This is a genomic window from Denitratisoma sp., assembly GCA_032027165.1.
Classification (GTDB): domain Bacteria; phylum Pseudomonadota; class Gammaproteobacteria; order Burkholderiales; family Rhodocyclaceae; genus Desulfobacillus.
This window is the reverse complement of sequence record JAVSMO010000001.1, coordinates 278,918-304,285: the sequence shown is the minus strand read 5'-3', so window position 1 is coordinate 304,285 and position 25,368 is coordinate 278,918. Positions and strand designations below refer to the sequence as shown.

The window sequence follows — 25,368 nt, the reverse complement described above, 5'->3', positions numbered from 1 at the left end:
CTCAGGGACCGGTCGCCACCGGCCGCGCCGGATCGGCGCACCACTCGCTCCAGGAGCCGGGGTAGATTCGCGAACCGCTGAGCCCCGCCACTTCCATCGCCAACTGGTTATGGCAGGCCGTCACGCCGGAACCGCAGGAGTGCACCACCTCGGCCGCGCTGCGCCCGGCCAGCAGCGCCTCATACTCGGCGCGCAACACCTCCGCCGGCTTGAAGCGACCGTCGGGCAGCAGGTTGTCCTTGAAGAAGCGGTTCACCGCACCGGGAATGTGGCCGCCGACCGGATCGAGCGTTTCGTTCTCGCCGCGGAAGCGCTGCGGGTTGCGCGCATCCAGCAGCCGCACGCCGTCCCGTGCGGACTGACTTTCCACGAAGCGCACATCGACGGCCATGTCCGGGCGCAGCCTCGGCACGAACACGGCATGCGGATGCTTCGACTCCGCATCGGTCGTTTCGTGGCCGGCCGCCTCCCAGGCGTTGATTCCGCCGTCAAGCAGCGCCACGGCATCGTGGCCGAGCCAGCGCAGCATCCACCACATGCGCACGGCGTAGGTGCCGCCGGCGTCGTCGTAGACCACGACCTGGGTGTCGTTGCCGACGCCCCACTCCCCAAGCTTGGCGGCGAAGCGCGCCGGATCGGGCAGCGGATGGCGGCCGGTCTTGCCGGTGATCGGCCCGGAGAGGTCGCGCTCCAGATGGGCGTAGATCGCCCCCGGGATATGCACTTCGCGGTAGGCCAGCTCGCCGGCGTGCGGATGCACCAGGTCGAAGGAGCAGTCGAAGACGCGCCAGCGCGCATCGTGCAGGTGATGCGCCAGGTCGCCGACGGAGACCAGGGTGGAACAGGGCTTCATGCCGCCAGCCAGACGCGGGCTTCCTGCTCGTCGGCGAAAACCTGCAGGTCGGCATCGACAAAGATCTGCGACAGCCAGGCGCTCCAGGTCACCCACTGCGAATCGGTCAGCACGGCGATCTTGCCGAAGTCGTGGCTGTGGGCGCGCGAGAATTTGATCTCCTCCCAGGCCATGTCGAGCGTGAAATCGGCCATCTGACGCAGGTCGAACAGCAGATTTACCGGCCCCTCGAACTTGACCTTGAAGTTGACCAGTTCCTCGAACTCCTTGTAGTCGCCGAGCGTGAACTCGCCATACACGGCGACGGTGACCAGACTTCCCTTGTGATCGGTGACGATCATGCTGCGCTCCCTTGTTTGTCCGTTTCTACTATATCAATCCTGCCCGGCCGGCGCACGCGATTGCGCCGACGCCAGCAGCCCGCTGACGACAATGAGGCCGATAGCGAGCCAGGACGACAGCGGCAAGATCTCGTCCCAGATCCATATGCCGAACAGGCTGGAGAAAACCACCGTGGTGTAGGCCAGGCTGGCCGAGACCAGCGTCTTGCCGTGCTTGTAGGCCCGCGTCAAGGCCAGCTGCGCCAAGGCGCCGAAGCCACCCACGCCGAGCACCAGCAGGACACCTCTGCCGCTGGTTGAATGGAACGGATTGCTTGCCAGCGCCCAAGGCAATCCGCCCAGCGCGGAAACCAGGGAGAAATAGAACACCACCCGCCATTCCGGCTCGCCGAGCCGGCCCAGTTGGCGAACGTTATAGAAGGCAATCCCCGCGCCGGCGCCCGAAGCCAGCGCCGCCAGCGCGCCAAGCCAGTGCTCGGACGCGAAGCTCGGGCGCAGAAGCAGCACCACTCCGGCCATGCCGATCGCCAGGGCTATGAACAGCATCGGACGCACCCGCTCGCCCGACCAGACGACGAGGATCACCGCCAGGAAAAGCGGAGACGTATAGTTGAGGGCGACGGCCGTGGCAAGCGGCAGTTCGCTGATCGCATAGAAATACATCACCAGCGAGGCAAACCCGGAGAGCCCCCGCCGCAAGTGGGCGCGCCAATGCGACGTGGCCAACGTCAAACGCTTGGCGAGCACGTACCCCCACAGTAGCAGCAGCGCCACGAAGCCACGGTAGAAAACCAGTTCCGCGGCGGAAAACAGGCTGGCAGCCAGCTTGACGCAGACGCCCATGCAGGCAAACAGCACGCTCGCCGCAACCATCCAGAGGGATTGCATTGACACCCCGGAAAACAGTCGGGAAGAAGCTTCAACCCGTTGGTGTTGTTGTAAAAAGCCGCCGAGTATAGTCGAAGCGCAGCGTGCCCAGAAGAAGGCAATACGCTATGATTATGGTTTGCATGTCAACGATCCCGAATGAGCCAAGCACCGAACGACAAGCCCGAGCCGCCTTCTTCCTTCGAGGCGGCGCTGGCCGAACTGGAATCCATCGTGCAGGGCATGGAAACCGGCAAGCTCAGCCTGGAAGAGTCGCTCGCCGCCTATCAGCGCGGCGCGGCGCTGCTCAAGCATTGCCAGAGCGCACTAGCCGCCGCCGAGCGGAAGATCCAGGTGCTTGAAGCCGGCGAATTGCACGATCTGCCAGGCTCACCGGAATAGCTTCCTCATGGATTTCCAAAGCTGGATGACTGCCGTGCAGCAGCGCACCGAGCATGCGCTCGACGGCCTGCTGCCTTCTGCCGACATTGCCCCACAGCGCCTGCACAGGGCCATGCGCTATGCCACTCTGGGCGGCGGCAAGCGCGTGCGCCCGCTGCTGTGCCATGCCGCAGGCGAACTGGTCGGCGCAGACCCTGAGCGCCTGGACATCGCCGGCTGCGCCGTCGAGATGATCCACGCCTACTCCCTGGTGCACGACGATCTGCCCTGCATGGACAACGACGTCCTGCGCCGCGGCAAGCCCACCTGCCACGTCGAGTACGACGAGGCCACCGCCCTGCTGGTCGGCGATGCCCTGCAGTCGCAGGCCTTCCTGCTGCTCTCCGACCACGTGCTGGCCGATGACGCGCGCCGCCAGATCGGGATGCTGCGCATCCTGGCACATGCCGCCGGCTCGCGCGGCATGGCTGGCGGCCAGATGATCGATATCGAGGGCACCGGCCAGGAGTTGACGCGTCCGGAACTGGAGTTCATGCATGTACACAAGACCGGCGCGCTGATCCGCGCGGCGATCCTGCTCGGCGCCCATTGCGGCCCGCCATTGCCAGAGGACGAGATGGCACGCCTGGATCATTTCGCCAAGCGCGTCGGCCTGCTGTTCCAGGTCATCGATGACATCCTCGACACCGAGGCCAGCACGGCGACGCTGGGCAAGACCGCCGGCAAGGATGCCGCTCAGGGCAAGGCCACCTACGTCAGCGCCATGGGCCTGGGCGAAGCACGGGAAATGGCGGATGCCCTGCGTAGCGAGGCGCGGGAGGCCATCGAGGCTTTCGGCGCACGCGGCCGCCGCCTGCATGAACTGGCCCATTTCATCGTCACCCGCAAGTTCTGAAGCGCCCGGCAGCGAAGAGAATCATGTCCGCTTATCCCCTGCTCGACACCGTCAATAGCCCCGCCGAATTGCGCCAGCTCGAGCGCAAGCAGCTGCCGCAGCTGGCGCAGGAACTGCGCGAATTCCTCATCGAGTCGGTATCGAAGACCGGCGGGCACCTCTCCTCGAACCTCGGCACGGTCGAGCTGACCATCGCCCTGCACTACGTTTTCAACACGCCCGAGGACCGGCTGGTGTGGGACGTCGGCCACCAGACCTACGCCCACAAAGTGCTCACCGGCCGGCGTGCTGGCATGGCCAAGCTGCGCATGCTCGGCGGCGTCTCGGGCTTCCCGCGCCGCGACGAGAGCCCCTATGACACCTTCGGCACCGGGCATTCCTCGACCTCCATCTCGGCTGCGCTGGGCATGGCCATCGGCGCACGCGACCGCGGCGAGCAGAAGCACGTTGTCGCCGTCATCGGCGATGGCGCCATGACCGCCGGCATGGCCTTCGAGGCGCTCAACAACGCTGGTGTGGCCGACGCCAACCTGCTCGTCATCCTCAACGACAACGACATGTCGATCTCGCCGCCAGTGGGCGCGCTCAACAAGTACCTGGCCCGCCTGTTTTCCGGCCACGCCTTCAACGCCGCGCGCCGCGCCGGCGAAAAGGTGCTCGGCGTCTCGCCCTCGCTGCTCGAATTCGCCAAGCGCACCGAGGAGCACCTGAAGGGCATGCTCACGCCGGGCACGCTGTTCGAGGAATTCGGCTTCAACTACATCGGCCCGATCGACGGCCACGACCTCGATTCCCTGGTGCCGACGCTGAAGAACATCGCCGACTTGCAGGGGCCGCAGTTCCTGCACGTCATCACCAAGAAAGGCCAGGGCTACAAGCTGGCCGAGGCCGATCCGGTGCTGTACCACGGCGTCTCGAAGTTCAATAGCGAGAGCGGCATCCAACAGGGCAAGGGCGGCAAGCTCACCTATACCCAAGTATTCGGCGACTGGCTGTGCGACATGGCGGCGCTAGACGCGCGACTGGTCGCCGTCACGCCAGCCATGAAGGAAGGTTCCGGCATGGTGCGCTTCGCCGAGGAATACCCACAGCGCTTCCACGACGTCGGCATCGCCGAGCAGCACGCACTGACTTTCGCTGCCGGCCTCGCCTGCGAAGGCATCAAGCCCGTGGTGGCCATCTATTCGACCTTCCTGCAGCGCGCCTACGACCAGCTCATCCACGACATCGCCCTGCAGAACCTGCCGGTGATGCTGGCCATCGACCGCGGCGGCCTCGTGGGCGCCGACGGCGCCACGCACAACGGCGCCTTCGACCTGTCTTACCTGACCTGCGTGCCGAACATGGTCGTCATGGCCCCCGCCGACGAAAATGAATGTCGGCAAATGCTCACCACGGCCTTCCATCACGAAGGCCCCACTGCCGTACGCTATCCGCGAGGGCACGGGCCGGGCGTCGCGCCGCAAGGCGAACTCGCCGGCCTGCCACTGGGCAAGGGCGAAATCCGCCGTTCCGGCAGCCGGATCGCCCTGCTTGCCTTCGGCAGCATGCTGGCCCCGGCCCTCGAAGCGGGCGGCCTCCTCAACGCTACCGTCGCCAACATGCGCTTCATCAAGCCGCTTGACCATGCCCTGGTCAAAGAACTCGCCTTCGGCCATGACTTGCTGGTCACGCTGGAGGAAAATGTCGTCATCGGCGGTGCCGGCGCCGAAGTCGCGCGTTCCCTGGAAGAGCAGGGCCTGAACACCCGGCTGCTGCGTCTGGGCCTGCCCGACCATTTCACCGAACATGGCGATTCCGCCGCCCTATTGGCACAACTGCGCCTGGACGCCGCGAGCATCACCGAAAGGATCAAACAGGCAATACTTGAGTGATTCTGTCGGGAATGGTAGGATGCGTCCAAAAGAGAATGCTAATAGACGCACCCAACCCCGAGAGAGCAACATGAAGATGAACGACACCATGGCCATACCCGACGTCCAAGGCTCCGCCGATACCCGCCAGCTGGCCATCAACAAGGTCGGCATCAAGTCCATCCGCCATCCCGTCAAGGTGATGGACAAGGACGGCGGCGTGCAGCACACCATCGCCGTCTTCAATATGTACGTCGGCCTTCCGCACAATTTCAAGGGCACGCACATGTCGCGCTTCGTCGAGATCCTCAACGCCAACGAGCGCGAGATCTCGGTCGAGAATTTCGAGCCGATGGTGCGCGAGATGGTCAAGCGGCTGGAGGCCGAAACCGGCCTCGTCGAGATGACCTTCCCCTACTTCGTCAACAAGAAAGCGCCAGTCTCGGGCGTGCAGAGCCTGATGGACTACGAAGTGACCTTCATCGGACAGGTCTGCGACGGCGACAAGTACCGCTTCACCATGAAGGTGCTGGTACCGGTCACCAGCCTGTGCCCCTGCTCGAAAAAGATTTCAGAACGCGGCGCGCACAACCAACGTTCGCACGTCACCATTACGGCCACGACCAACGACTTCGTCTGGATCGAGGAACTGGTGCAACTGGTGGAAAGCCAGGCTTCATGCGAGCTGTATGGCCTGCTCAAGCGCCCGGACGAGAAGTTCATCACCGAGCGCGCCTACGACAACCCGAAGTTCGTGGAAGACATGGTCCGGGACGTCGCCGCGCTGCTCAACGCCGAAAGACGCATTGATGCCTACGTGGTGGAATCAGAGAACTTCGAGTCGATCCACAACCACTCGGCTTATGCCCTCATAGAGCGCAATAAAATTGGGGCATAAGGGCTTTCTCCAGATAACCTAAGCAATTCGACATCGCCACGGAACCCGCGCCAATCGGGCGTTCCGGGGCGCCTGATCCTGTTCTCTTCCCGAGCGCGCCAGACCCTCAATTTTTCTGGCATTGGGCCGATATGACTGTATCGGTTTGAATCTGCCCAACATGCAAGAAAAATTCACTATTGGCCGCATCGCCTCGACGCATTTCCTGACCTGCGGAGCCGACACATCCGTGCGGATGGCCGCGGAACGCATGAGCGCAAGCAGGTACAGCTCAATTCTCGTCGTCGACGCCGGAAAGGTGGTCGGGATTTGGACGGAGCGCGACGCCCTGGCCGTACCGCTCGACAACCCGCAGGCACTGGAACGCCCCATCCGCCTGGTAATGAGTTCACCGGTGATTTCCGCCACCTCCGAGACATCTGTTGAAGAGGCAGCCACGCGCCTGAAAGAGACGGGCATTCGACATCTTGTCGTAACAGACGCAAGAGGGGTCCCCTGCGGGCTGATCAGCCAGACGGATCTCGTTAGCCATCAGGGCGCCGAGGCATACCTTCGACTTGTCGAGATCGCCGCCATCATGCGACCGGTTCCGCCTACGCTGCCCGGAACGCTGACCGTCTCTGAAGCTGCGGCAAGAATGCGGCAGCAGCGCTGGGATGCAGTGGTGGTTGCCAGCGACAAAGACGAGAAAGGTATCTTCACTGAACGCGATGTCGTGCGGCTGATTGGCCTGGGCGCCACTCGGGTTACCCTGTCGGAGGCTGCAACCTACCCACTCATCACGATTCCACAGGAATCCACAGTCATCGATGCCCGCAGCCTCTTCGCGACACAGCAGATCCGCCATCTGGGCGTGCAGGACAGGGAAGGACGCATCAGCGGACTCCTGAGCTACGCCGACTTGCTTGCTGCCGTTGAGAGCGCACAGCACAAGCACATCCAGCAAACGCTACGCGAGCAAGTGCAGCGGCTGTTTGGCAGCGAGCACTTCTCGGTGCTGATGGGAAAGGTTTTCGAGTCTGCCCGGGAAGGCATTCTTGTCTGCAACTCTACGGGCACCATCCAATCCGTCAATCCGGCCTTCTGTCGGATTACCGGATATGCGCCCGATGAGGTCATTGGCCAGAATCCACGCATTCTCAAGTCCGGCCGCCACGACGCGAATTTTTACTGCCAGATGTGGGCAACGCTAGGACAGCAGAGCCAGTGGAGCGGGGAATTGTGGAACCGCCGCAAAAGCGGCGATATCTATCTGCAGAAGTTGTCGCTCGTTGCCATTCGGGACGGGAAGGGCGAAATTACCCACTACGTCGGCATTTCCTATGACGCCACCGAAGAACGCCGCACGCTGGAAGCACTGCGCACCAGCGAATCCCGCCTGGAACTCTTCTTTGCGCAATCCCTGGACAGCTTCTTCATGATGGAAACCGAAGACCCCGTCGCCTGGGATCCGGAACAACCTTGCGAGGAAGCGCTCCATCGTCTCGCCGAAGGCCTTCGCATCATCAAGGTTAATGCCGCCTTTCTGTCGCAATACAGGGCCAAGCCGGAACAATTCGTCGAGCGCCCCTTCTCCGCATTCTTTGATCACAATCCCGCCTACGGCCGCCAGGTCCTGAAGGAATTCCTCGACAATGGCCATGTCCGCATGGAAACCGACGAGCGCCGGGCCGACGGTACGCAGATGTGGGTGGAAGGCGACTACATTGCGTTCCACGATGATGCCGGACGGATATGCGGCGCCTTCGGCATTCAGCGCGACATTACTGAGCGCCGCCAGTCGGAGGAGGCCCTGCACGCAAGCGAGGAGCGCTATCGACTGCTCGTTGAACACTCGACCGACGGCATACTGATTCATCACAAGGGCGTCGTCGAATTCGCCAATCCTGCGGCGGTAAGCATCATTGGCGCACGCAGCGCCGGCGAACTGGTCGGCCGCGACATTCTGGACTTCGTGCATGCCGATTCTCGCGAGATGGTCAATCTGCGCCAAGCGGACTTGCAATCCACACGCTCAGTCCCAGTGGTAGAAGAGCGCCTGCTGCGGATCGACGGCACCTCCCTGCACGCCGAAGTCAGCGCCTCCTCCTTTGTTTCCGGCAATCGCCGCCTGGTGCAAGTTATCTTTCGAGACATCACTACCCGCCGACAGGCAGAAGCCGCCTTGCGCGAAAGCGAGGAGCGACTCTCATTGGTCATCCGTGGCACTTCGGACGGCATCTGGGACTGGGACATCGAGAAGGATTGGGTGTACTACTCGCCGCGCTTCCGCGAATTGCTCGGATTCGAGAGCGAGGTCGAGTTCCGCCAGAACTTCCTGTTTCGCGACAGCCTTCACCCGGACGACCGCGACCGGGCTCTTGCGGCCGTTTACCGTGCCATGAGCGGCGGCCCTCCGTTCAATGAGGAATACCGCCTGAAACGGCGCGACGGCAGCTATGGCTGGTTTCGAGGCCGCGGCCTCGCCTTGCGCAACACCAAGGTCAAGGCCTACCGCTTTGCCGGCTCGCTCACCGACATCAACGAGATCAAGCAATCCGAACTGCTGCTGGCGGCGGAACGCCGCGTCTTCGAACAACTGGCCGCCGGAACTGAATTGCCTCATATTCTCGATATCCTCTGCCGGGATCTGGAATCCATCCTGCCCGTCAAGTCGGCAATATCGCTGCAGCTGATTGACGACAATCAGTTGCGGCACGGCGCAGCTCCTGCCCTCACACAGGAATTCAGGGACCGCATCGACGGGATGGAACCCGGACCGCAAGCGGGCAGCAGCGGACAGGCAGCCTACAGGAAGGCGCGAGTCATTGTGGCCGATATCGGCATCGATCCCGCCTGGCGCGATCTGCGCGACCTGGCCTTCGCCAACGGCTTCCATGCTTGCTGGTCGACGCCCATCATGGCCTCGGCCGGCGAGGTGCTTGGCACCATCTCGGTCTACCATGGCCGCCCGCGTGTGCCCGATCTGCGAGAGATGCAGGTGGTCGACCGTTTCATTCATCTTGCCCGCATGCTGATCGAGGACAGGCGTACCCAAGCCAACCTGCAACTTGCCTCATCGGTGATCGAGCATGGTTCGGAAGGCGTCATGATTACCGACGCCCAGTCAAGAATTCTGCGTGTCAACGAGGCCTTCTGCCGCATCACAGGCTACTCGCATGAGGAAGTGATCGGCCTCAGCCCTTCAGTGCTCAACTCCGGCCGTCACAGCGCAACGTTCTACCGTGAAATGTGGCGCACTCTGGAAGAGAAGGGTCAGTGGCGCGGCGAGATCTGGAACAGGCGCAAGAACGGTGAAACCTACCCGGAATGGCTCACCATCAGCGCGATTCGCAACGAGAAGGGCAAGGTAACCCACTACGCGGCACTCTTCTCTGATGTAACGGAACAGAAGGCCACAGAGGAGCGCATCCATCGCCTGGCTTACTACGATGCCTTGACCGGCCTTCCCAACCGCCCGATGCTGGAAGACCATTTGCGGTTGGCTTTATCCTCTGCACGCCGGCAGCAGAAAACCGTCGCACTGATGTTTCTCGATATCGATCACTTCAAGCAGATCAACGATTCGATGGGGCACGGGGCCGGCGACCTTCTGCTAAAGGAGACGGCACAACGCATCCTCTCCTGCGTACGGGAGGGCGATACTGTTTCCAGAATGGGCGGCGACGAATTCGTCATCCTGCTGCCGGATTGCGGTGAGATTGCCCGGGGCATTGCTCCAGGTGCCGTCAGCGTGGCGGAAAAGATCCAGGCGTCGCTGGACAGGCCAGTTCACCTGTCGGGACACGAGGTATCCGTCACCTCCAGCATCGGCATCGCCCTCTATCCGGCAGACGCGCTGAATGGTACGGATCTCGTCAAACATGCCGACATCGCCATGTACCATGCCAAGTCGTTGGGACGGAACAATTTTCAATTCTACACCGTGGAGATGAATGAGGCGCTCATGGAACGCCTCTCGCTCGAGCGGGCCATGAAGAAGGCTATAGCGGACAACCAGTTCCGTCTCTATTACCAGCCACGCATCGACGTTGCGAGCGGCCGGATTGTTGGTCTTGAAGCGCTCATACGTTGGCAACACCCCGAATTCGGCTTCGTGTCGCCGGCCCGCTTCATTCCGCTTGCCGAGGAAACCGGGCAGATTCTCCCCATCGGCGAGTGGGTACTAAAAACAGCCTGCCACCAGTGCATGGAATGGATCGACAGCGGACTTTGGGACGGCATGGGCACCATGGCCGTCAACGTCTCGCCGCGCCAGTTCCAGCAAGCCGGCTTTGTCGACATGCTCCACGAGGCTCTCGCCGGCAGCGGCCTCACGCCGGATCACCTTGAGATTGAGCTCACTGAGAGCACACTGATGCACGGCAGCGCACCGGAGGCCACCCTGATCAGCCTGCGCGAGCTGGGAGTGCTGGTTGCCATTGACGACTTCGGCACGGGCTATTCCTCACTCTCATATCTGAAGCGTTTTCCGCTGGATATTCTGAAGATCGACCAGTCATTTGTGCGTGACCTAAGCGACGACCCGAACGACGCCGCTATCACGCTGGCCATCATCTCCATGGCCAAGAACCTCAATCTGCGAGTCATTGCCGAGGGTGTCGAAACCCAGGAACAGTTTGACTTCCTGAAATCCCACGGTTGCGACGAATGCCAGGGATACCTTTTCAGCAGGCCACAGCCCGCTGAGGCAATTGCCCAGATTCTGGCAAACCAGGCCGAGGCCGGCGAATCACGGGCAGCCTAGGAACAGTGGTCGGGACGCACAGCAAGGCCTTCATCAAGTTATCAGCTGACCGCACCAAAGTGCTCGACAATCGAATGCAACTCACTCGCTGTCCGAGTCAGCAGCAGGGTCGAATCGCTCACCCCCTGAACGCTTTGATTATTCTGCTCGATCATCTGCGAGATGTGTTCCATGTTCTTGGCCACATCCTCCGCAGCAACCGACTGCTCCCTTGTGGCATCGGCGATATGCTGGGCCGAATGCAGGACGTCGTCAGCGGCACGATTGATTTCCTGGAACTGTACATTCGTTGCATCGAGCAATTCCCGGCCGGTCTGCACTTCACGTGCAGCATTGTCCATCGAGACAACTGCAGCGCCCGTCGTTTGCTGGACTTGTGCAACCATGCGCGTGATTTCAGCCGTGCTGTTTGCAGTGCGTTCCGCGAGTTTCCTCACCTCATCTGCAACCACGGCGAATCCGCGCCCCTGTTCGCCTGCGCGTGCCGCCTCGATTGCGGCATTCAGCGCCAGCAAATTGGTCTGTTCCGCAATATCCTTGATGACATTGGTGATGCTGCCGATCTGCTGAATCGATCCCGAAAGCTCTGACATAGCCTTCGCGGATTCCTCGACGACCGCCACTACACGCAGGGTCGAGGCATTGTTAAGTGCCAATTGCTCGCTCCCGCGATCAATGACGGCGCGCGTCGAGCGTGCCGAGTCCGAGGCCTGGCCGGAACTGCGCGCCACTTCGCTGATGGAAACACTGACTTCCTCCATCGCCGCCGAGACGCGCAGCACGCTGTCCTGCTGCTCGGCTGCCAGGTTCGACAATTTCTCCGTTTGCGCCGACAGCCCTTGCCCTTGTCGCGTCACCGCCATTTCTGCCAGGCGTATTTCATCCACCACGACACGCAACTGCACCTGCATTGCCGCCAGTGCCGTCATGATGAGGCCCATCTCATCCCGCCCGGCAATGTCGATCCTGCTGGTGAGATCGCCTTCTGCGATGCGATTAAAGTATTCGATGGTCTCCCCAACGCGGCGGCAAACGTTGCGCTGGATATACCGGATTCCCCAGCCGCAACAGGCCAACCCGAGCGCAAACGGTAGCCACTGAATCGCTGTCGGCCATTGGTACGTATGGGCCAAAGCACTCATCAGCATCAGTCCGGCCATTCCACCCATGACAGCGCCCAGCGTGTGTTTCAATCCTCCCTGGCGCGCCGGGATCAGCGGCGTGTAGCGGGTCTTGTTCTCGCGGATGTTGCGGTAAAGCAATTCGGCCGATTCCACTTCACTTCGCGACGGTTCCCCGCGCACGGACATGTAGCCGATGGGCTTGCCGTCCTTGCGGATTGGCACGGCAAGTGCATCAACCCAGTAGAAACCACCATCCTTGCGTCTGTTCTTCACAAGACCACGCCATGGGTAGCCTGACTTGAGGGTGGCCCACATGTCTTCGAAGACAACTGCCGGCAAATCGGGATGGCGTACCAGGTTGTGTGGTTGCCCGAGCAATTCCTCCCGCGTGAAACCGCTTAGAGCGATGAAGGCATCGTTGGCGTAGGTGATCTGCCCTTTGAGATCGGTTTTGGAAACCAGGATCTTGCCAACTGGAAAGGGCGACTCGACGTCTGTAACCGGTAAGTTCTTGCGCATGACCGTTTCTCCTGGTTCGATAACGAGGGAACCCGCTAGCAGGCGGATATACGATCTTTACGCGCGAGCGTGTCGATTCTTTAGACTTGAATCGAATATATTTAGATAATTATCAAAATATGCACCAGACTGGTGCGGGTCTGCCGGACGGCTTCGAGCGTTTCGGAAACCTGGAAGCGCAAGACCCTACAAACAGAAGGGGCGCTTTGGCGCCCCTTCTGTTTGTAGGGTCTCGATGTCGAAGCGTTATTCTGCGCTGGATTTGTTCGTGTCCAGCTTCTCGCGAATGCGCGCCGACTTGCCGGAGCGCTGTCGCAGATAGTAAAGCTTGGCGCGGCGCACGTCGCCCTTGCGCTTCACCTCGATGCTGGCGATCAGGGGGGAATAGGTCTGGAAGGTACGCTCGACGCCCTCACCCGAGGAAATCTTGCGCACGGTAAACGCGGAATTGAGGCCGCGGTTGCGCTTGCCGATCACCACGCCCTCGTAGGCCTGCACGCGCTTGCGCTCGCCTTCGACAACGTTCACGTTCACGATCACCGTGTCGCCAGGGGAAAACTCGGGAATGTTCTTTCCCAGGCGGGCGATTTCTTCCTGTTCCAACTGCTGGATGAGATTCATTGTCTTGCTCCTAAGTCGATTGGCGCTTGGCCTTGGGCGCAGAGCATGCCATGGCATGATGCGCGCGTTTCTCGTTTAACAAACTGCTGCTACTTCTGCTGCTCCCTCTTGAATTCCTCAAGCAGGGTTGATTCTTCCTGGTCAAGCTTTCGTTGCCTGATGAGTTCCGGCCGTCGCAACCAGGTACGGCCCAACGCCTGTTTCAACCGCCAGCGCCTGATCTCGGCGTGGTGGCCGGAAAGCAGCACCGGTGGAACCGGCAATCCCTCGTAAACCTCGGGTCGCGTATAGTGCGGGCAATCGAGCAGGCCGTCGGCAAAGGATTCCTCCACAGCCGAATCGGCATCGTTCAGTGCGCCAGGCAATTGGCGCACCACCGCATCGATCAGTGCCATCGCTGCAATCTCGCCACCGGAGAGGACGAAATCGCCCAGCGAAATCTCCTCATCCACGCAACGCTCGATGAGACGCTCATCGAGCCCTTCGTAGCGCCCGCAGAGCAGAATCGCCCCCGCGTCCTGCGCCATCTCCAACACTCTCTGGTGGCAGAGCGGGCGTCCTTGCGGCGACAGATGGACCACCCTCGCCCCAGGCTGGTTGCCCATGGCTGCAGCTATCGCTTTTTCCAGCGGCTCGGCCAGCATCACCATGCCCGGTCCGCCGCCGTATGGCCGGTCGTCCACCGTGCGGTAGTTATCGACTGCAAAGTCGCGTGGGTTCCACAGCGACAAACTCCACAGTCCCTTCTCGCGCGCGCGCCGCGTAATGCCGAAATCGGCCACAGCGGCGAACATTTCGGGGAACAGCGTGACGACATCGAAACAGATGCTCACCAGTCACGCTCCCAGTCCACCCGAACCTGGCGTCCAGCCAGGTCCACCTTCTTGATCACGGACGCCACAAAGGGCAGCAGACGCTGGCCGCCATCCTCGTCACGCACATCAAGCACCTCATGTGCGCCTGACCTGACCAGTTCCGCGATGCGTCCCAGCCGCTCGCCGGCCTGATTCACCACATCCAAGCCGATCAGGTCGACCCAGTAATATTCGTCTTTAGCCGTTTTCGGGAGTGCCTCGCGCGGTGCCCCGACGTAGAGCCGGGAGAGTTGCTCTGCCGCACTGCGGTCCTCGATGCCATCGAAACGGACGACTAGGCTCTTGCCGTGCAGCTTGCATTCGGCGAGTTGCCTCGTCTGCCATGCGCTGTCTGCCGCCGTTTCCTGCGCGCTCAGCCACCAGCACGGCATGTTTGCCCACGCCAGCGGGTCGTCCCCGAAGACCTGGATCTTGACCCAGCCGCGAATACCGTACGGGGCGGAAACGCGCCCCAGGACGATCATGCGTTTAGGCAGCAGCCTTGCCAGCGAACTGCTTGACCAGACGCGCCACGGTGGGCGACAACTGGGCGCCTTTATTGGTCCAATGCTCGACGCGTTGCATGTCGACGCGGAGGCCCTGCTCCTTTTCACCGGCAACCGGATTGTAGTAGCCGACGCGTTCAATGCAGGCACCATCGCGGCGCTTGCGCGAATCGGTGACGACCATGTTGTAGAACGGACGCTTCTTGGCGCCGCCCCGGGCAAGTCGAATGACGACCATGTGCTTAACCCTTGGTTGAAATCGGAAAAGGAAGCTTCAGTACTGGCCCCATCCGCGAAGCGAACGACAAGCAAAGCAGCCGAAGCTAAAAAGGGCGATATGTTAATGCAAAACCATCAGAAAAACAAGCACAAGTCGAATCCGCAAGACATTCTCCGGTCTGTCCTGCGCATCGATGCGTCCCCTTGCCCGGCGGGCCGATTCCTCTACAATGAACCCGTTATCATTTTAGGGGCCGCCCCGCGGCGGTCCGCAAGCTTGGCACGCACTGCCCCCGTCCGCCAGATCGATCCCTCCGACGACGTTGCCCACGTCCTGGACTGGCTCGCCTCCCCGATTCCGGATGACCCGTCACAGGATTTGGCCCAGTTGAGCGGAGAACTGGCTGCGCTAGGCCGTGCCCGCCTGGAGGACGCACATTACCACCGCATTCTGGACCTCTTCTACGACCGGGCACACCGGCTCTCACGCGTCCTGAAAACACGCCTGATCGAGGCCAGCCTGCCGCTTGGCAAGGAATTGCGCGCCATGGCCGCACTACTCGTCACCGTCCATCAGCATGTCGCGGCCGGTTATGAACGCGTCCTGCTTGACCCCGACCGCCTCGCCCATAGCAAGCGTCGTAATGCCGGCGCGGTAGCCGCCCGCGCCCTGCGCAGCCTTGCCGAGTCCCTGGAAACCAGCGCCATGATGGCCGGCTCGCCGCCAGCCGAACTGTGGCGCCGCGCCCACGCCCTGGCCAAGATGGCGCGCCAACATTACGAACCGGCGGCAACAGTGATTCCGGGGCTTTCCCTTGATGCCGAGAAAATCTACAAGGAACTCCTGGCCCTCGCCGCAGCACAACCCGAGGGTTTTTCGCCGGCGGAAATCGCACTGGCAAGTGAATACCTTGCCCAATTCTCTGCTGCGGTGAACCTGCTGCCTGCACCTCCGCCGGAAGAAGAAGGGTCCTGGTACTGGATGGACAGCAGTCGTGACATGGGGCCGGTGCCGCCCAACCGGCGCATACCCCCCGACCATGGCGACCTGCTCTACTGTTCTTTCCAGTTGCTGTCTCGACTCCTCGACGAGCAAGTCGCGGCATTGGAAGGCGGCATGCCTGCGGGCAATCTGCGGCTGCCAGAACGTGCCAACATGCCTGGCGGAATTGCGGCCCTCAAGCGTCTGCTGGCGCATTGGGCACACCCTCCGCATCGCCAGCATCCGCGCCGCCATAACAACTTTCGTGCCCAGGTCTGCATCGGCCTGACCGACCTATGGCAAATGCTGGAGCGAGGCGAGGCGCCGGAGGGAGCCGAGGCGAGTGCCGCGCACATGACGGAGTGGATGATCCTCAATGAGAGCCCCTCGGGGTACGCTGTCATGCATGTTGCAGGCGAGATCGAGGGACTGATGCCGGGCAGCGTCATCGCGCTGCGGCCCGAACCGGAGAAACCCTGGAACATTTGCATCGTGCGCTGGATGAAAAGCGAGAATCCGGAGCACATCGAACTGGGACTGGAACTGATTGCACCCGCCGCACGCTCGGTACAGATCATGTTCCGCAACGGTGACCCGGCCCAATTGCCCACTCCCGGACTGCTATTGCCGGCCATTCCGGCCCTGCGCGAGCATCCCGCGCTGCTTGCCCCCTCCGGAACCATCAGTGCGCGCCGTTTTTTCATCGTCTCCGGCGAGGACAAAACCCACGTTATGCAGGGACGATTGCTGAGTCTCGACCAACAGACCGGAGAGATCGAACTTTTCCAGTTCGAGCCCGATCCCTACCCGATGTGATCAGCGTCTCACAGGGCTAACTCACCCAGCACTGCGGTCGTCAGCGCGCCGGCCAGGACCACCAGCCAGGACAGATACAGCCACACCAAAAGGATGGGCACCGTGGCGAACGCGCCATAGATCAGGGTGTAGTTGGGGAATGCCGCCACATACACGCCAAAACCGCGTTGGACAAGCGCAAACCCGAGCGCCGCAACGATGCCGCCGATGACGGCATGCCGGGGCGCCACCGGGCGGTTCGGCATGGCGTAGTAGATCAGGCCGCACAACGTCGCAAGCAGCAGCGCCGGCAGCATTTTGAGGAGCAGGTTAGTTATCCATCTCGGCTCGTTGACCAGCCCAAGCGACGCGGTCAGCACATAGGTCGCCGCTGCCACGCACGCACCCAGCACCACTGGCCCAACCACCAGCCCCCCCAAATATATAACCATGCGCCTGACCAGCGGCCGCGGCTGCTTGACACGCCAGATCTGGCCGAATACACGGTCGATGGAGAGCATCAGCAACAGTGCGGTTGCCACCAGCATTCCCGACCCCAGCACCGTCAGCCGGCCGGTCTTCTGGCTGAATTGCAGCGCATAGGTGGCAATGACTTTGCCGGCTTTCTCTGGCAGCAGGTTGGCCAACAGAAAATTGCGCAGCGCTGTGCCCAGTCCCGAGAAAAGATCGAATTGGGAAATCAGCACGAGGGCAACAGTGATAAGCGGCACCAGCGCCAGCAGCGTGGTGAAAGCCAGACTGGCGGCAGCCTGGGCGCAGCGCTCCTCTCGAAAGCGCGCAATGCAGCGCGTCAGGAAGTCGGGCAAGGGGCCGACCAGGCGCATCGAAAAGTCCCGTTCCGATAGAATGCCGCGATTCTACCGGAAGCATCCATGCCTACCGCTGCTCGTCTTTACAACTATGCCGCTGCATTCAGCCTGGTTGCCCTGCTTTTTCTCTGTCTCGGCTGGGAATTGTGGTTGGCGCCGCTGCGTCCGGGCGGATCCTGGCTGGTGCTGAAGGCATTACCGCTGCTGGCGCCCCTGGTTGGCGTGCTGCGCGGAAAACGCTATACGCACCAATGGGTTTCGCTTTTGTCCCTGGCCTATGTCATGGAAGGCGTGGTTCGCGCCACCACCGAAGTGGGCGTTTCCCGCTGGCTGGCCATCGCCGAAACGTTACTTGCCAGCGCCCTGTTCGGCAGCGCGGTGCTCTATGCCCGCGCCACTGGAAAACGAAGTTTCAGTGAAGGCTAATGCCCGCAAAGCGGGCGTTATGCCGAAACTAAAGTCAGTCGCTGCAATACGGCGGTTCAGACGCGGAACTGGCTTACCGCAGTTCGCGTACCAACCGCCAGGGCTTCCAGCTGCCGTGCGGTATCGGCAGCTTCACGGGTCGCCGCGCTGTTTTCCTCAGACATCTGGGCGATACGCTCCACATTCGAAGCGATTTCGTTGCTCGCCACGCTCTGTTCCTTGAGCGCGCTGGAGATTTCATTGACCGCAGACACCACCCGTTCGGCACCGTCGCTGATGCCGCTCATGGATTCACCGGCACGGTTGGCCATTTCCACGCCACCCTCGACGCGGGCAACCGCCTGCTGCATGGTGCCCACCGCCGCCTGCGCACTGGACTGGACCGCATTGATCATGTCGCCAATCTCGGTGGTCGCCTGCGCGGTACGCTCGGCCAGTTTCCTCACCTCGTCGGCCACCACCGCGAAGCCGCGGCCCTGCTCGCCGGCGCGCGCCGCCTCGATGGCGGCGTTCAGGGCCAGCAGATTGGTCTGGTCGGCCACATCCTTGATCACCTGCACGATGCTGGAGATTCTCTGCGAGTTCTCGCCCACCGCATGGATGGTTTCCGATGCCTCCGCCACCGTCCTCGAAATTTCCTTCATCTCGGCAACCGTGTCCTGGATGACGCGCTTACCGTTGTTCGACTGCTCGCCCGTCTCGTCGGTCACTTGTCGTGCCTCATTGGCGCTGTCGGAAACATGATTGATGGAAACTGTCATCTCTTCCACCGCGGCAGCCATGCTGGAGGCGGCCTCGCTCTGCTGCGCAGTGCCGATCGCCAGCTGCTCGGATGCCGAGGACAATTGATGGGCGGCACTGGCCACGCCGTCCGCGTTGGCCTTCAGATCGCCGATCAGCTTGCGCAGGCTCTGCTGCATGTTCCGCATGGCCGCCAGCAGGCTGTCGCTGTCGCCTTTGCGAAGCGCGATGTCCTGCGTCAGGTCGCCCTGGGCAATGCGGGCGACGACTGCCTTGGCCTCGTCGGGCTCGGCCCCCAGCGGCCTTGTCACGGCGCGAATGATCCAAGTAGCCAACACTACGGCCACTACAGCCATCATCGCCATGAACATGATCAGGACGTTGCGTGACCACGTATAGATGTCGCGCGTCTCCTGAGCAGTGTTCTCAAGGATGCGCCCCTGGAACTTGATCAACCTATCCACCGAAGCCAACAGGGCATCCAGGGCCGGAACGGTTTCCGTCGCCATCACTCTGGATGCCTCGGCATCCTTGCCGGCTTCCAGCAGCTTGCCGACGCTGGAGAAGGATGCAACATAGGTCTTCCGCTTATCGCGAATCTCCGCCAGCATGGCTTTGCCTTCCGGCTTGTAGAGCAGTTTTTCCAGCTCGTCCAACTTCGACGTGATGGACTGCACGTTGGATGCAATGCGCTGCCTCACGGACGCCCTATCCTGTGTCATGAACAGCAGGAAGGTCTCCCGTGCGTTGGCGTTCATCAGGTCGATGGCATCGTTGGCCAGCACTGTCTTCTGCCAGTCCTTCGTCACGATCCGCTCCATCATCTCCTCGATGGTTTCGAGCCGGTTCAGGCCCAGCACCACGGAAACCAGCAGCATGATGAAGAACAAGCCGAACCCCAGCGCCAGCCGGAGAGCAATGGTGAGTTTTCCGAACATTTGATTTCTCCTTCGCTTCAGACAAAGCAACCATGTGGCTCCCGGAAATCTGGGGGGAGCGATAGCAGACGGTTCTGGGTCTGGTTCCCGCTCAGCCGAACACCGGCGGGACAACAAATCTTGATGGTTGAAATAACGGAGAAGAGAATGAAAACTTGAGAAATATCAAGTTTATTGAAAACAACAGGTTAGCCGCATCCCTTGAGGGACGCACACCCCTTGGAGACAGGGCTCAGGGGATCTTGCTGATGTTGAGAAGCTCTGCTGCCGCGAGAATCTCCTCAGCCACCTCACCAATTTTCCGGCGTTGTGTGCGCGCAGTCGTACGCAGGGTCTCGAAAGCCTGCTGCCGATTGAGCCTGCGTCGTTCCATGAGAAGCCCCACCGCCATGCTGACCTCGCGATTTTCGTTGAGGGCAGTCTGCAATTGCAGTTCGGTATTGCGCAATTTCTTGAGATCTGCTGCCCGAGCCAATCCCGCCTCAATGGCTGGAACCAACTGGGGAATATCCACGGGCTTTACCAAATAGCCTAGCGCACCATTCTCGGCAGCCTTTATTACGACATCGGTCTCGCTGTAGGCAGTCAGAAAAATGAATGGGATTTGCTGATCCTTGCTCAACTCCGACGCCAAATCGAGCCCTGAAATACCCGGCATGCGGACATCCAGCACCGCAATATCCGGTGCATCCAGAGCTATGACCCGCTTAGCCTCTTCGACCGAGGCGCAGGCCTGTACCGCGTAGCCGGATTGCTCCAGTCCCTTTCCCAAGGTCGCCAAGACCAGCCGGTCATCATCCACCAGCAGTACCTTGCGGGGTTGCTCCTGTTTGAGTTGCTCCATAAATGCCCTCCAGGCACTGATTGTTCGCCTGTTTAACGGCGCTTTCCTTTAACCCTTAAATATATATAGGGGTGGATTGGCGCAAAAAAAGGCATTGGCCGCTACTTTAGGCCGCCGCCTCTAGTGCGGCTAAACCAGGATGAGGCAGATTTGAAGGCCGAGATGCTGAGTACTACCTCTGCGCAGGAATTGGGCGCCAACTACATGAGACGGCGAGAAAGCCTGGCTTATGAGGCCGGAATGAATGAAGGCAGCAGGAGTTGGGCTGCCTTGTGCGTCTTCGACAGGAATTAAATCACCCCTCCCCCGTTCCCGCAATGCCCCTTTTGGGGGAGGGGCCATGTTCGAACCACTACACCTGCGGGTTCACCTTCTCAGAATTGGAGACCAGCTTGTTCAAGGCGTTGATATACGCCTTCACCGAAGCGACAACGATGTCCGTATCAGCCCCCTGGCCATTCACAACTCGGCCATCCTTCGCCAATCGTACGGTAACCTCCCCTTGCGCATCAGTACCTCCGGTAATGCTGTTCACCGAGAATAACAGCAGCTCGGAGCGGCTGTCGGCCACGTGCTCAACCGCCTTGAAGCAGGCATCGACTGGTCCGTCGCCATCCGCTTCGGATTTTCTCTCGGCTCCCCCCGCGGAAATCGTGATACGGGCGTGCGGGACTTCGCCAGTCTCCGAAGCAACGCGAAGACTGATCAGTTTGTAATGTTCCTGCTCCGGCGTAACGGCCTCGTCGGACATCAGAGCCTGCAAGTCCTCATCGAAAATCTCATGCTTTTTGTCAGCCAGTTCCTTGAATCTGGAAAACGCGAGGTTCAACTGCTCCTCGCTCTCGATGACGATGCCAAGGTCGGCCAGCCGGGTCTTGAAGGCGTTGCGGCCTGAGTGTTTCCCCAGCACCAGCTTGTTCTGCGTCCAGCCGACGTCCTGGGCGCGCATGATCTCGTAGGTCTCGCGATGCTTCAGTACGCCATCCTGGTGGATGCCCGACTCATGGGCGAAGGCATTGGCGCCGACAATGGCCTTGTTCGGCTGGACCGGGAAGCCGGTGATGCTCGACACCAGCTTGGAAGCCGGCACGATCTGCGTTGTGTCGATGCGGGTTTCACAGCCGAAAATGTCCTGGCGCGTACGCACCGCCATGACGATCTCCTCCAGCGCGGCATTGCCGGCGCGCTCCCCCAGCCCATTGATGGTGCACTCCACCTGGCGGGCGCCTTCCATTACTGCGGCGAGGGAATTGGCCACGGCCAGGCCGAGGTCGTTGTGGCAATGCACGGACCAGATCACCTTGTCCGAATTTGGCACGCGCTCGCGCAGATTCCTGATCGTCGTCGAGAACTGCCCCGGCACGTTGTAACCGACGGTATCCGGCACGTTGATCGTCTTCGCGCCAGCCTTGATTACCGCATCGAAAATCCGGCAAAGAAAATCCAGTTCGGAACGGCCGGCATCCTCCGCAGAGAACTCGATATCGTCGGTGTACTCGCGCGCCCATTGCACGGCCTTCACCGCCTGCTCGACGACCTGATTGGGCGTCATGCGCAACTTTTTCTCCATGTGGATGGGGCTGGTGGCGATAAAGGTATGAATGCGGCCGGAATCGGCCGGCTTGATGGCCTCGCCGGCGCGCCGGATGTCGTTCTCGTTGGCGCGCGCCAGGGAGCAGACTGTGGAATCCTTGACTGTCTCCGCAATGCTACGGATGGCGTCGAAGTCGCCCGGCGAGGCGGCGGCAAAGCCGGCTTCGATCACGTCGACGCGCATGCGCTCCAGTTGGCGCGCCACGCGCAACTTCTCTTCCTTGGTCATGGACGCGCCCGGGCTTTGCTCGCCGTCGCGCAAGGTCGTGTCGAAAATCACCAAATGGTCGCTCATGTTCGTCTCCGAATGGAATGCGTCAGAAGTCGATCGGGGGCTTTGCCCTCGTCGGCCGGATACAGCTCAAATTGTGGGTTGGGGAATTTAGCGCGCGCGGCGCAGCAGCGGCCGAGCCAGCAGGAGGCCGCTGAGAAGGAGTGTTGCCGTCAGGATCAGTGCAATTTGAAGCATGGCTCGACTATAGCCAGATTCCGGCAACGGCGCAAGGGGGGTCAAGACGGGGATTTATGGCGCCTAACCCAACCTAGGGCAGCCATGATGTAGCCCGAGAAGGCGTAGCAGAGGAAGAGCGCGAAGAGGATGCCTGGGGGATAGCTGGAGACCAGGACGAAGAAGAGGACAATCGCCAGTACGGCAATGAACGGCACGCTGCGCCGCAGATTGATGTCCTTGCCACTGTAGTAGCGGAAGTTGCTCACCATGGTCACGCCGGCAAAGATGGTCAGGGCCCAAGCATACCAGCGCACTTCCTCGCCAGTGTAGTTAAGGTCCATCAGCACCCAGACGAAGCCGGCGATCAGTGCCGCCGCCGCGGGGCTCGGCAGCCCCTGAAAGAAACGCTTGTCGACCACCTCGATATTGGTATTGAAGCGCGCCAGACGCAGGGCGGCACCGACACAATAAATGAAGGCCGCGATCCAGCCCCACTTGCCCATACCTTTCATGGCCCATTCGAACATCACCAATGCCGGCGCAACGCCGAAGGACACCATGTCCGAGAGGGAATCGTATTCGGCGCCAAAGGCGCTCTGTGTGCGGGTCAGCCGTGCCACCCGTCCATCCAGCCCATCCAGGATCATGGCGATGAAGATGGCCACGGCCGCATGTTCGAAACGGCTCGTCATGGCCTGCACGATGGCGTAGAAGCCAGCGAACAGGGCCGCTGTCGTGAACAGGTTGGGCAGGATATAGATGCCCCGCCGCCTGAGTTCGGGGTTGACCAGCGCCTTGCGGGATCGGATCTCTGGCATGACCGCTATTGTAGCGGAGGGAATGTGCGCTGTCGGCTCAGGGCAGTTCGGCCAGTATGGTCGCCGAAGCGGAAACCTTCTCGCCAATCGTCACTTTGGCATGGGATTCCGGTGGCAGATATACATCGACGCGCGAACCGAAGCGAATAAAGCCGTAACGCTGCCCCCGGGCAAGCACATCGCCTCCCTTCGCGTAGCAAAGGATGCGGCGGGCAATCAGGCCTGCGACCTGCACACAGGTTACATCCTGGCCGTCCGACGTGCGCAACCAGACGGCATTGCGCTCGTTCTCCAGCGAGGCCTTGTCGAGCGCGGCATTCAGGAAACTGCCGGCGTGGTACCAGCACTTCTTCACTTCGCCGTCCACCGGACTGCGGTTGGAATGCACGTTGAAGACGTTCATGAAGACGCTGATCTTGAGCGCCTCACGGTCGACATAGGGATCGTGCGTTTTCTGGATGGCGACGATGCGCCCGTCGGCCGGCGACAGCACGTCCTTGGTTGTGCCCGGAATGGGCCGCGCCGGATCGCGGAAGAACTGCAGGACGAAGAGCGTCCAGATCCATAGCGGCACAGACCATGCGCCGCCAGCCAGCCAGCCTACGACCACTGCCGCCGCGATTGAAGCCGCCAGGAAGGGCCACCCCTCCCTGGCGATGATGGGGTGAGGATAGGAAGGCACTAGTTTTTGGTCTGATCGACCAGCTTGTTCTTCTTGATCCACGGCATCATGTCACGCAGCTTGGCACCGACCTGCTCGATCGAGTGGGCAGCCATGTTGCGGCGGGAAGCCAGCAGCGTCGGCGCGCCGGCGCGGTTCTCCAGGATGAACTCCTTGGCATACTGGCCTGACTGAATTTCCTTGAGGATACGCTTCATTTCGGCCTTGGTCTGCTCGGTGACGATGCGCGGGCCACGGGTGATGTCACCGTATTCGGCATTGTTGGAGATGGAGTAGCGCATGTTGGCGATGCCGCCCTCGTAGATGAGGTCGACGATCAGCTTCACCTCGTGCAGGCACTCGAAGTAGGCCATCTCCGGGGCGTAACCGGCCTCGACCAGCGTCTCGTAGCCATTCTGGATGAGTTGCGTCAGGCCGCCGCACAGCACCACCTGCTCACCGAAGAGGTCGGTCTCGGTTTCCTCGCGGAAGGTGGTTTCGATGACGCCGCCGCGCGTGCCGCCGTTGGCCGCCGCGTAGGAAAGAGCGATGTCGCGCGCCTTCTTCGAGACGTTCTGGTGGACGGCGATCAGCGAGGGCACGCCGCCGCCCTGGACATAGGTCGAGCGCACCAGATGACCGGGACCCTTCGGCGCGACCATGATGACGTCGAGGTCGGCACGCGGCTGCACCTGGCCGTAATGGATGTTGAAGCCGTGGGCGAAGGCCAGCGCCGCGCCTTTCTTGATGTTCGGCTCGATGTCTTCACGATAGACCTGCCCGATGTTCTCGTCCGGCAGCAGGATCATGACAAGATCGGCGCCCTTGACGGCATCTGCGACGGACTTCACGGCCAGGCCGGCCTTCTTGGCCTTGTCCCAGGAAGCGCCGCCCTTGCGCAGGCCGACGGTGACCTTGACGCCGGAGTCGTGCAGGTTAAGGGCGTGGGCGTGGCCCTGCGAGCCGTAGCCGACGATGGTGACCTTCCGGCCCTTGATGAGCGAGAGATCGGCGTCCTTGTCGTAATAGACTTTCATGTTGTTCCTTTCAATGAATCAAAAGTCAGTCCGCCTGGCACGGCGGGAAGAAGCGGTTGGTCAGACCCTGAGCACCCTGTCGCCACGGCCGATGCCGCAGACGCCGGTGCGCACCGTCTCAAGAATGAGCGAGCGGTCGATGGCCTCGATGAAGGAGTCGAGCTTGGCGGTATTGCCGGTCAGTTCGATGACGTAGGTGGTCTCCGTGACATCGATGATGCGGCCGCGGAAGATGTCCGACATGCGCTTCATTTCCTCGCGATCCTTGCCGGTCGCGCGCACCTTGACCAGCATGAGTTCGCGCTCGATGTGGGCCGCCTCGGAGATGTCCACCACCTTGATCACCTCGATCAACTTGTTCAACTGCTTGGTGATCTGCTCGATGATGTCGTCGGAACCGACGCTGACGATGGTGATGCGCGACATGGAGGGATCCTCGGTCGGCGCCACTGTCAGCGATTCGATGTTGTAGGCGCGCGCCGAGAAAAGCCCGGACACGCGGGACAGCGCGCCGGCTTCGTTTTCGATGAGGAGGGAGATAACGTGCCGCATG

General features: G+C 61.3%; 23 protein-coding genes. 7 read left to right on the top strand and 16 right to left on the bottom strand.

From position 1 onward, the window contains the following. Position 1: 1 nt before the first annotated feature. From ROZ00_01495 to ROZ00_01485, 3 genes are read right to left on the bottom strand one after another with little or no spacing between them, the layout of a single operon-like run. Positions 2–853, bottom strand: coding sequence for a sulfurtransferase (locus ROZ00_01495; GenBank protein MDT3734885.1), 852 nt, complete (start codon positions 851–853; stop codon positions 2–4). Beyond that, positions 850–1,194 (bottom strand): STAS/SEC14 domain-containing protein, encoded by a 345-nt coding sequence (locus ROZ00_01490; protein MDT3734884.1) that lies wholly within the window; start codon positions 1,192–1,194, stop codon positions 850–852. The genes ROZ00_01495 and ROZ00_01490 overlap by 4 nt, the downstream gene beginning before the upstream one ends. Before the next feature lie 33 nt (positions 1,195–1,227). Further along, entirely contained in the window at positions 1,228–2,082 is an 855-nt protein-coding gene (locus ROZ00_01485; protein ID MDT3734883.1) for a DMT family transporter, read from the bottom strand. Between the two features lie 138 nt (positions 2,083–2,220). On the opposite strand from ROZ00_01485, the gene ROZ00_01480 reads away from it, so the two are divergent. The 5 genes from ROZ00_01480 (at position 2,221) to ROZ00_01460 (ending at position 10,856) form a co-directional block, all read left to right on the top strand. Then, a complete protein-coding gene (locus ROZ00_01480; GenBank protein MDT3734882.1) occupies positions 2,221–2,463 on the top strand; it encodes an exodeoxyribonuclease VII small subunit in 243 nt (80 codons plus the stop codon). Between the two features lie 7 nt (positions 2,464–2,470). Beyond that, on the top strand, positions 2,471–3,358 hold the full coding sequence (locus ROZ00_01475) for a polyprenyl synthetase family protein (protein ID MDT3734881.1): 888 nt from the start codon (positions 2,471–2,473) through the stop codon (positions 3,356–3,358). A 23-nt stretch (positions 3,359–3,381) separates the two neighbouring features. Beyond that, the gene (gene dxs, locus ROZ00_01470) at positions 3,382–5,232 is read left to right on the top strand and encodes a 1-deoxy-D-xylulose-5-phosphate synthase (GenBank protein MDT3734880.1); all 1,851 of its coding nucleotides are present in this window, start codon (positions 3,382–3,384) and stop codon (positions 5,230–5,232) included. 76 nt (positions 5,233–5,308) lie between these two features. Continuing rightward, positions 5,309–6,109 (top strand): GTP cyclohydrolase FolE2, encoded by an 801-nt coding sequence (folE2, locus tag ROZ00_01465; GenBank protein ID MDT3734879.1) that lies wholly within the window; start codon positions 5,309–5,311, stop codon positions 6,107–6,109. 160 nt (positions 6,110–6,269) lie between these two features. Continuing rightward, positions 6,270–10,856 carry a PAS domain S-box protein gene (locus tag ROZ00_01460; protein ID MDT3734878.1) on the top strand — a complete coding sequence of 1,529 codons (4,587 nt, stop codon included), beginning with the start codon at positions 6,270–6,272 and terminating at the stop codon, positions 10,854–10,856. Between the two features lie 41 nt (positions 10,857–10,897). On the opposite strand, the gene ROZ00_01455 is transcribed toward ROZ00_01460, so the two are convergent. From ROZ00_01455 to rpsP, 5 genes are all read right to left on the bottom strand, one after another. After that, complete coding sequence (locus ROZ00_01455) at positions 10,898–12,499, bottom strand: PAS domain-containing methyl-accepting chemotaxis protein (protein MDT3734877.1); 1,602 nt, start codon at positions 12,497–12,499, stop codon at positions 10,898–10,900. A 246-nt stretch (positions 12,500–12,745) separates the two neighbouring features. After that, on the bottom strand, positions 12,746–13,120 hold the full coding sequence (gene rplS / locus ROZ00_01450) for a 50S ribosomal protein L19 (protein MDT3734876.1): 375 nt from the start codon (positions 13,118–13,120) through the stop codon (positions 12,746–12,748). 89 nt (positions 13,121–13,209) lie between these two features. Beyond that, on the bottom strand, positions 13,210–13,953 hold the full coding sequence (trmD, locus tag ROZ00_01445; GenBank protein MDT3734875.1) for a tRNA (guanosine(37)-N1)-methyltransferase TrmD: 744 nt from the start codon (positions 13,951–13,953) through the stop codon (positions 13,210–13,212). Continuing rightward, positions 13,950–14,459 carry a ribosome maturation factor RimM gene (rimM, locus tag ROZ00_01440; protein ID MDT3734874.1) on the bottom strand — a complete coding sequence of 170 codons (510 nt, stop codon included), beginning with the start codon at positions 14,457–14,459 and terminating at the stop codon, positions 13,950–13,952. The genes trmD and rimM overlap by 4 nt, the downstream gene beginning before the upstream one ends. A 4-nt stretch (positions 14,460–14,463) precedes the next feature. Further along, a complete protein-coding gene (gene rpsP / locus ROZ00_01435; protein ID MDT3734873.1) occupies positions 14,464–14,718 on the bottom strand; it encodes a 30S ribosomal protein S16 in 255 nt (84 codons plus the stop codon). Positions 14,719–14,733: 15 nt separating this feature from the next. On the opposite strand from rpsP, the gene ROZ00_01430 reads away from it, so the two are divergent. Next, positions 14,734–16,497: a hypothetical protein gene (locus tag ROZ00_01430; protein MDT3734872.1), complete on the top strand. Its 1,764-nt coding sequence runs from the start codon at positions 14,734–14,736 to the stop codon at positions 16,495–16,497. Positions 16,498–16,505: 8 nt separating this feature from the next. On the opposite strand, the gene ROZ00_01425 is transcribed toward ROZ00_01430, so the two are convergent. After that, a complete protein-coding gene (locus ROZ00_01425; GenBank protein MDT3734871.1) occupies positions 16,506–17,321 on the bottom strand; it encodes a YihY family inner membrane protein in 816 nt (271 codons plus the stop codon). Between the two features lie 48 nt (positions 17,322–17,369). Here ROZ00_01425 and ROZ00_01420 point away from each other — a divergent pair, with 48 nt between their 5' ends. Further along, on the top strand, positions 17,370–17,732 hold the full coding sequence (locus tag ROZ00_01420; GenBank protein ID MDT3734870.1) for a DUF2069 domain-containing protein: 363 nt from the start codon (positions 17,370–17,372) through the stop codon (positions 17,730–17,732). A gap of 56 nt (positions 17,733–17,788) precedes the next feature. On the opposite strand, the gene ROZ00_01415 is transcribed toward ROZ00_01420, so the two are convergent. The 7 genes from ROZ00_01415 to ilvN all read right to left on the bottom strand — a co-directional run bounded on the left by ROZ00_01415 (position 17,789) and on the right by ilvN (position 25,367). Next, entirely contained in the window at positions 17,789–19,411 is a 1,623-nt protein-coding gene (locus ROZ00_01415; protein ID MDT3734869.1) for a methyl-accepting chemotaxis protein, read from the bottom strand. 232 nt (positions 19,412–19,643) lie between these two features. Next, positions 19,644–20,255, bottom strand: a complete 612-nt coding sequence (locus ROZ00_01410) for a response regulator (protein MDT3734868.1) — start codon at positions 20,253–20,255, stop codon at positions 19,644–19,646. A gap of 352 nt (positions 20,256–20,607) precedes the next feature. Continuing rightward, positions 20,608–22,143, bottom strand: a complete 1,536-nt coding sequence (locus tag ROZ00_01405) for a 2-isopropylmalate synthase (protein MDT3734867.1) — start codon at positions 22,141–22,143, stop codon at positions 20,608–20,610. Between the two features lie 215 nt (positions 22,144–22,358). Next, positions 22,359–23,117, bottom strand: coding sequence for a CDP-diacylglycerol--serine O-phosphatidyltransferase (pssA, locus tag ROZ00_01400; GenBank protein ID MDT3734866.1), 759 nt, complete (start codon positions 23,115–23,117; stop codon positions 22,359–22,361). A 37-nt stretch (positions 23,118–23,154) separates the two neighbouring features. Next, entirely contained in the window at positions 23,155–23,799 is a 645-nt protein-coding gene (locus ROZ00_01395; protein ID MDT3734865.1) for a phosphatidylserine decarboxylase, read from the bottom strand. Continuing rightward, entirely contained in the window at positions 23,799–24,815 is a 1,017-nt protein-coding gene (ilvC, locus tag ROZ00_01390) for a ketol-acid reductoisomerase (GenBank protein ID MDT3734864.1), read from the bottom strand. Before ilvC ends, ROZ00_01395 begins: the two co-directional genes overlap by 1 nt. A 60-nt stretch (positions 24,816–24,875) precedes the next feature. Further along, complete coding sequence (gene ilvN / locus ROZ00_01385; GenBank protein ID MDT3734863.1) at positions 24,876–25,367, bottom strand: acetolactate synthase small subunit; 492 nt, start codon at positions 25,365–25,367, stop codon at positions 24,876–24,878. Between the last annotated feature and the right edge of the window lies 1 nt (position 25,368).